The organism is Chryseobacterium sp. VD8 (assembly GCF_037149975.1).
GTDB classification, from domain to species: Bacteria; Bacteroidota; Bacteroidia; order Flavobacteriales; family Weeksellaceae; genus Chryseobacterium; species Chryseobacterium indicum.
Genome location: NZ_JBBCQL010000242.1, coordinates 1 through 6,618, shown reverse-complemented (window position 1 = coordinate 6,618; position 6,618 = coordinate 1). Strand labels below are relative to the sequence as shown.

Annotated in this window: 4 protein-coding genes; all 4 read left to right on the top strand. The window is 29.2% G+C overall.

All coding sequences use genetic code 11. From position 1 onward, the window contains the following. Positions 1–228: hypothetical protein (locus WFK35_RS19255; RefSeq protein WP_442892087.1), on the top strand; the 228-nt coding region annotated here is incomplete at its 5' end. After that, entirely contained in the window at positions 225–848 is a 624-nt protein-coding gene (locus tag WFK35_RS19250; RefSeq protein WP_336733970.1) for a hypothetical protein, read from the top strand. The genes WFK35_RS19255 and WFK35_RS19250, both read left to right, overlap by 4 nt. Before the next feature lie 141 nt (positions 849–989). Further along, positions 990–5,846 carry an AAA domain-containing protein gene (locus tag WFK35_RS19245; RefSeq protein WP_336733968.1) on the top strand — a complete coding sequence of 1,619 codons (4,857 nt, stop codon included), beginning with the start codon at positions 990–992 and terminating at the stop codon, positions 5,844–5,846. Between the two features lie 33 nt (positions 5,847–5,879). Further along, positions 5,880–6,618: hypothetical protein (locus WFK35_RS19240; protein WP_336733966.1), on the top strand; the 739-nt coding region annotated here is incomplete at its 3' end.

Sequence of the window (6,618 nt, the reverse complement as noted above, 5' to 3'; positions counted from 1 at the left end):
TATATAAGAACATTAGACTCTTATAAAAAATTGGATGCAATTAAAAAAGAAAAGCTTGATTTTCTACTTACAGCAAACGGAATGTCATTTTCAAGAGCATTAAATAAAAAAGGAGAGGTTTCTACCTTAAGTAGCGATAAGTCTATAGATCTTAACAAATCTCGTCGTGTAGAATTTAGAATTAATACTTCTAACGAAGAACTAGAAACAAGTTTAATTACAAAATGATCTACGATTTTAGAAAAGGAAAATCCGCAATCTACATATCTTCATTAATATATGTAGATTACGAGTACGATTTGGAGGAATTTATACTTAGCCAGAATGAACTAGAATTTGATGAAATAGGTTTTTATCAAAAAACTAAAAAAAATGGTTTTGTAAGACTGGGTGCTTACTTGCCTGAGTATAGTAATGTGAGATTTGCTCGACATCCTGCATTACATATATTTAACTGCGATACTACTGACGATTTATCTAGAAAGATGAAGGTTTGTACATCATCAAAAAACACATACTTTTCAAAAGATCAAAAAAAACATATAACAACCAATCTGGAGATCTGTAAAGATTGTGCAAGGAGGCTAAGAAAAAGATATAATTTAAATTTAGGAACAAATACTTTTAATAATTTTGTCCTTGCTCTGGAAGAAAGTGAAAAAAAACAAACAGTAATTGACAGGAAAGGATATATTCTAAATTGGCAGCAAGTATCATATTGCTATCGTGATACAAAAAACTTTACTTGTGAAAGATGCGGTTTTAAAGCTACTTCCGAGACTGAAAGGAAATATTTGCATACGCATCACAGAAACCACGATAAAAAAATAATAGCAGATCAAATCTAGAATGTCTTTGCGTAGAATGCCATTCTAATGTTGACGAATACCACAAAGAAAAATTTTCTTTAGAGGGATTAAAACCCTTAACTGATTTCTTAGTATTCAAAGAGCAAAAATATAAAAAACACTCAATAATTTCTATATAAAATGGAACTTTCAAAATCACTACTAATCGAACTGCAGAAAAGGCTGAAAGTTGGTAATCGTAAAGGGGTGCATTTAAATGCTATTCCAAAAAAATCAGCATATAAGTTAGATATTTCAACCCTTTCTGCAATAGATGAAAATTTACCAAATGAATTTTTAAATACATTACTCTCAAAGAATAATTTTTCATTTGAAATTTCTTGGAAAGACATTGATATAGATCTATTTAATCTTGATGAAAAAGAGCATAAAAAATTCATATTGCTAGGTAAATCCTTTGAGTATCTACGGAATCAGGTTGAAGTAATTAAGTCAGAAAAAGGGATCGAAACTTTCGGTTTTGGATTTCCACTCTTAATTAGAAGAGATAGAATTGACAAAAAATTAACCGTCGCTCCTTTAATAATTTGGCAACTAGAACTTATCAGATCTAGGAAGAATGACACTTGGGTAATTAAAAAAACTGAAGATTCTCCAATATATATCAATGAAGTACTTATTAATCATTTAAAATCCGATTCAAATGTAGATCTTCAGCAAATATCTTCAGAAACATTAGAAAATGGTCTCATTTCCAAAAACGAACTATTTGATATTTGCCTGAACGTTTTAGAAAGAACAAATATTGCTAGCAAAGAAAAATTAAAAACAAATCTAGAGAATGTTTTCACCGATATTTTACCAATTGGATCTGAAGAAAAGTTTAAAAATTTAGCACTAAATGATGCAAATTCTCTTATCCAATTTTCCGGATTGTTTTCTTATTTTGAAATTCATAAGCATAATATTATCAAGGATTATGATGAACTATTAAAATTAGCTGGTGAAGAAATAAGTCAAGGTATCTTAGAAAACAATGATTTTCAGTCCATCACTTCCATCCCCACCGACCCTACACAGCAAAGCGCCTTAAATTCTCTGCGTGCTATCAAAGATTTAGTAATTCAGGGGCCTCCAGGAACTGGTAAAAGTCAAACTTTGACAGGAATTCTTGTCAATGCTTTAGAAAATAGAAAAAAAACAATTGTTGTTTGCGAAAAGAATACAGCTCTTGAAATTCTACAAACTTCATTGCAAAAAATTGGACTTAGCCAACATGCAATACTTATTCATGACATTTCAAGTGACCGAAAAAAAGTTGTAACATCAGTCAGAAACAGACTTGATGATTTAAGTGTTTTAAGAAGTCAATTTGTTAATTCTAAGTTTACGTATGATACTCAATTAAAAAAAATTAATGAACTTATTTCAAAAATAAATTCAAAACACTCATTACTAAAAGATGCACTGTTAGGTAATTGGAACTGGACTGATGTTGTTGGTCTCTATCTAAAAAATCTCAGCGCAAAAAGTAATAAACCTCTCTCTTTCTCCTCTCAAATAAAATTCGAATTTAACTACGATGAATTTGCCTATTTAACAAGTCTCATTACTGAAGGTGAGAGATTCTTTAAATTGAAAAAGGAGATTCAATTATCTTCATTTTTACCGCCTGAGGCCTTTAAATCTACAAGTTTTTATCAGTTAGAGGATAGGATTAATGAAGCATTTTCCACATACGAAGAGTCAATTATTCAAATTATTGCCTCAAAAGATGCATTATACAATGAATATTTCGAAGATCGAAAAAATTCATTGTATAATCAGATCAGTAAAATTAAATCAGCTCTCGACAAAATAGATAGTTTAAATCTTAATTTGGACAATCAACTAAATCTTTTGAAACAAAAATTTTACGATTTAGAACACAAAGATTTCTCCAGAGATTCGCAAAGGTTTGCCAATGAAAAGGATTTATTAAAAAAAATTCACGATAAATATAATGGAGATTTAGATTTTAAAAATGAAGAGAAATTATTAGGTTTTTCTTACAAAATCACATCCTTATTTTCAAACGCTAAAAAGCAAAAAATAGCAGACTTTTATCTTTTCAGTAGCACTTTGGAAGAGTTAAATAGTAAAGTTCAAGGTTCCATATTTTTTCCTCGAATTGAATATAAAGCTTCAATGCAGTCCAAATTGGATTCATTTGATAAGTTTTATTCTGAGTCTGAAAAAATAAAAAAGCAACTAAATCTAGATATTGAAGATAAATTTTCAGGACTTGATCTTAATTATTTGCTTAATTTAGAAAATCAATCCAAATTACAAGAACATATAAATCTCCTAAAATCGAGGCCTATTATTTCTGAAAATGAGAAGGCAATTTTAAATGATCTTTCAATATTTATTAAGGATTACTTTATTTATCAAAAGCAATTATATGATAATTTACAGTCATCCATAAGTGAATCTTCTGACTTTAAAGATGAATATTTATTCTCAACATCGGATGTAGAAAATTCAAGTCAAACTAACAAAATTCTTAAGAGAATTGATCAAGTAAATTCTTTAATTGATAGTACAATAGATTTTGAATTTCTAAATGCAGACATTTTCGAAAATAAAGATAAGTTCTCACATCTGAAAAATTTCCAAGATTTAAGTACTTTACTAGAAAAACTGAATGAAAAAATTGAATCGGATCGACTAATTAATAATATTTCACAATCAAAAAATCTCAATGCATATATTGCATCTGTTCAATCGTTGATTGAGCAAAAAAAATCTACAATAGATGCAGATCCTAACGCTTTCAGAAAAGAATATGATTGGCATAATTTCATCAATAGTCTTACAGAGAATAATTTATTTATTGTAAACGCATTACTAGATTCTCCTAATTGGCTAACTGATTTTTATGTTAACTATTTTAATCGCTTGCTAAGAGAAAATGCGACCGACAATTTACCTATTGATCAGCATAGTATTGATGACTTATTTGAAGCGGAACATAATATTAAGACCAATCAAATAAATTTTGTTAATAATATTTGGTTCAATGAACAATACAACAAGACAGAAACATTTGACAGAAATAATGCTGCTTTGAAAGTTAAAAACTTATTTAATTTTAAAGGTTCTGCTGGACATCGAAGATATTCGCTTAGATCTATTGTAGAGCGAGATATTGATTTATTTACTTCTTTCTTTCCTGTAATACTAACCACTCCAGACGTTGCCAGTAATTTATTTAATCAAAACAATAAATATTTTGACATAGTTCTTTTTGACGAGGCTAGTCAGCTGAGATTAGAAGATAATTTGCCAGCAATGCTAAAAGGTAAGCAGATTGTAATTGCGGGTGATGAACATCAGATGCCTCCTTCAAATTATTTCTCAAAAATCTTAGATGGCGACGTAGAGAGTGAAGACGAAATAATAGAAGATGACTCAAACATAATTAAAGATAAATCATCTTTAGATTCATTAGCCTTGTCTTGCTTATCACTTCTGGAATTCGGTACCGAAATGAACTTTAGTTCAAAATCCTTGGATTTCCATTACAGATCAAAACACCCTGATCTAATAGAATTTTCGAATCACGCTTTCTATAAACAAAAGTTAAAGGCTTTACCACAAGTTTTGGATTACAAAGCTATTTCTTACATAAATGTAGGAGGTGTTTTTGAAAATAGGGTAAATGAACTTGAAGCAGATATGGTTTTATCTATTTTAGAAAATAATATTAAGAAAGATTCTAAGAACAAATATCCGTCAGTTGGTATTGCTACTTTTAACATCACACAGAGAGATCTCATTAAAAATAAAATTGTAGAGCGGCAGAAACAAGAGAAATATAATGATTTCAACAACAAAATTCTCGAGTTAGAAAAAGAAGGATTATTTGTAAAAAACTTAGAAAATATTCAGGGTGATGAAAGAGATATTATTATTTTATCTACGACTTATGGAAATAATGTTGATGGTTCTTTTGCTGAAAGATTTGGTCCTTTGAATTTTGAGAAAGGATATAAATTACTGAATGTAATCGTAACCAGAGCCAAATATAAAAACTTCATTGTCACTTCAATTCCGGAAGAAAGGATACTAAATTTCAAATCGTATTTAGTTACGCAGAAAAGCAATAATAAAAAAGCAGTTCTTTATGCATACCTAGCTTATTCAAAAGCAGTAAGTGATGGTAATGATGATTTACGTGTAGCTGTTTTAGAAGCTCTTAAGGCTAATTACATTAATGAAGCTAATATTGACAGTGACGTTACGCCCCGACTTGAATCTCCTTTTGAAGAAGAGGTATATGAGCGATTGAGCAAAAAAATGGACAAAACATTAATTAAGACTCAATATAAAGTTGGTGGTTTCAGAATTGATATGGTAATTGATTTTCTAACGGAAGGTATTCCAAAAATTGCTCTTGAATGTGATGGTGCGAAGTATCACTCAAGTGACGAAGCTTATCTTTACGATTTACACAGACAACGTATATTAGAAGCACAAGGCTTTGTTTTTCACCGTATTTGGGGAACAAATTGGTGGCGTGATCCAAACTCAGAACTAGATAAACTATTATCATTTATCGAAACGGTTAAAAGACCGAAGGTGGGTAATATTTTCGATGCGGCAATCACAGAACAATTTATTATAAACGACGAACTCACTATACCTACTGAAAATGAAGAAATATTTGAAGTTTCAGAAATCGATATAGAGGTTGAAGAAGAATCAGAAAAGACTATACTAAATCTTACAGATGATACACCAATCGAGATGCCTACAAAAAAAGTATCCAAAATTTTATTAGGTTCACAAATAAAGGTGAAATTTTTAAATGACAAAACAATTCAAAAATTTAAAGTTGTTAATGAGGAAATGAAAAGTTCTTATATATCTGATGAGGTTCTTCCACTCTCTATTCAAAGTCCTATCGGCAAAGCAGTGCTTAATAAGTCTGAAGGAGAAACAGCAAGAATCGAAGGAATTGATCGATTTATTGAAATATTACAAGTAGTATAGATTATTTTTTTGAACAACAAATCTAAAGTACAAATGTATTTCATTACAGAAAAAGATCCAGATTACAATATAAAGGGTTCAAGAGATCCTTTAGGATTTCAAGTTATTTGGCAGGCTGCAGGAAGAAAACTAATTCCAAATCTTTCCACAGTTTCTAATAATCTAATTGATTTCCAGATTTTAGGTTTAGCACATACAATTAAAAAAGAATTTAAAATAGCAGATCCAAATTTTGAATCTTTTTTTATAAGGTTTGAACAAATTATGGCTTACACAAGACATTACAAAGATAAATCTGAAGGTTTTAATGGAATTGATAAGGTCAGAAAAACAATAGCTTCAAATGAAGAATTGAAGATTTCTGTAAATAATCAAATTTTATCAAATCAAAAAGCATATGGAATTTGGGGTAAATACAACAGACCTTTTAGTGAAATGAAATTTGATCTTTCCAATGACTTTCATAAATTATTTTCAGATAAATTAAAATCAAATTTATCTTTAAGAAAACAGGTTCAAACAATTATTAATGGTGATAGCAAATTGAAATATAATGAATTAGAAAAATATATGTCCGTAATCGAAAAACCAAACGAGGAAGAAAAAAAACTATTTATTGAAAGGATTTTACAAGATAATTGCAATCAAGAATTATTGTCAATTTTGCACAATAATCAAGGTTGGATAGGTCTAAATTTTTATGACCTTCTAAATTTCTTAGTATCTAAAAGTTCAAATCCAAATTTTATTTCAATTTTAGAATATATTGTTC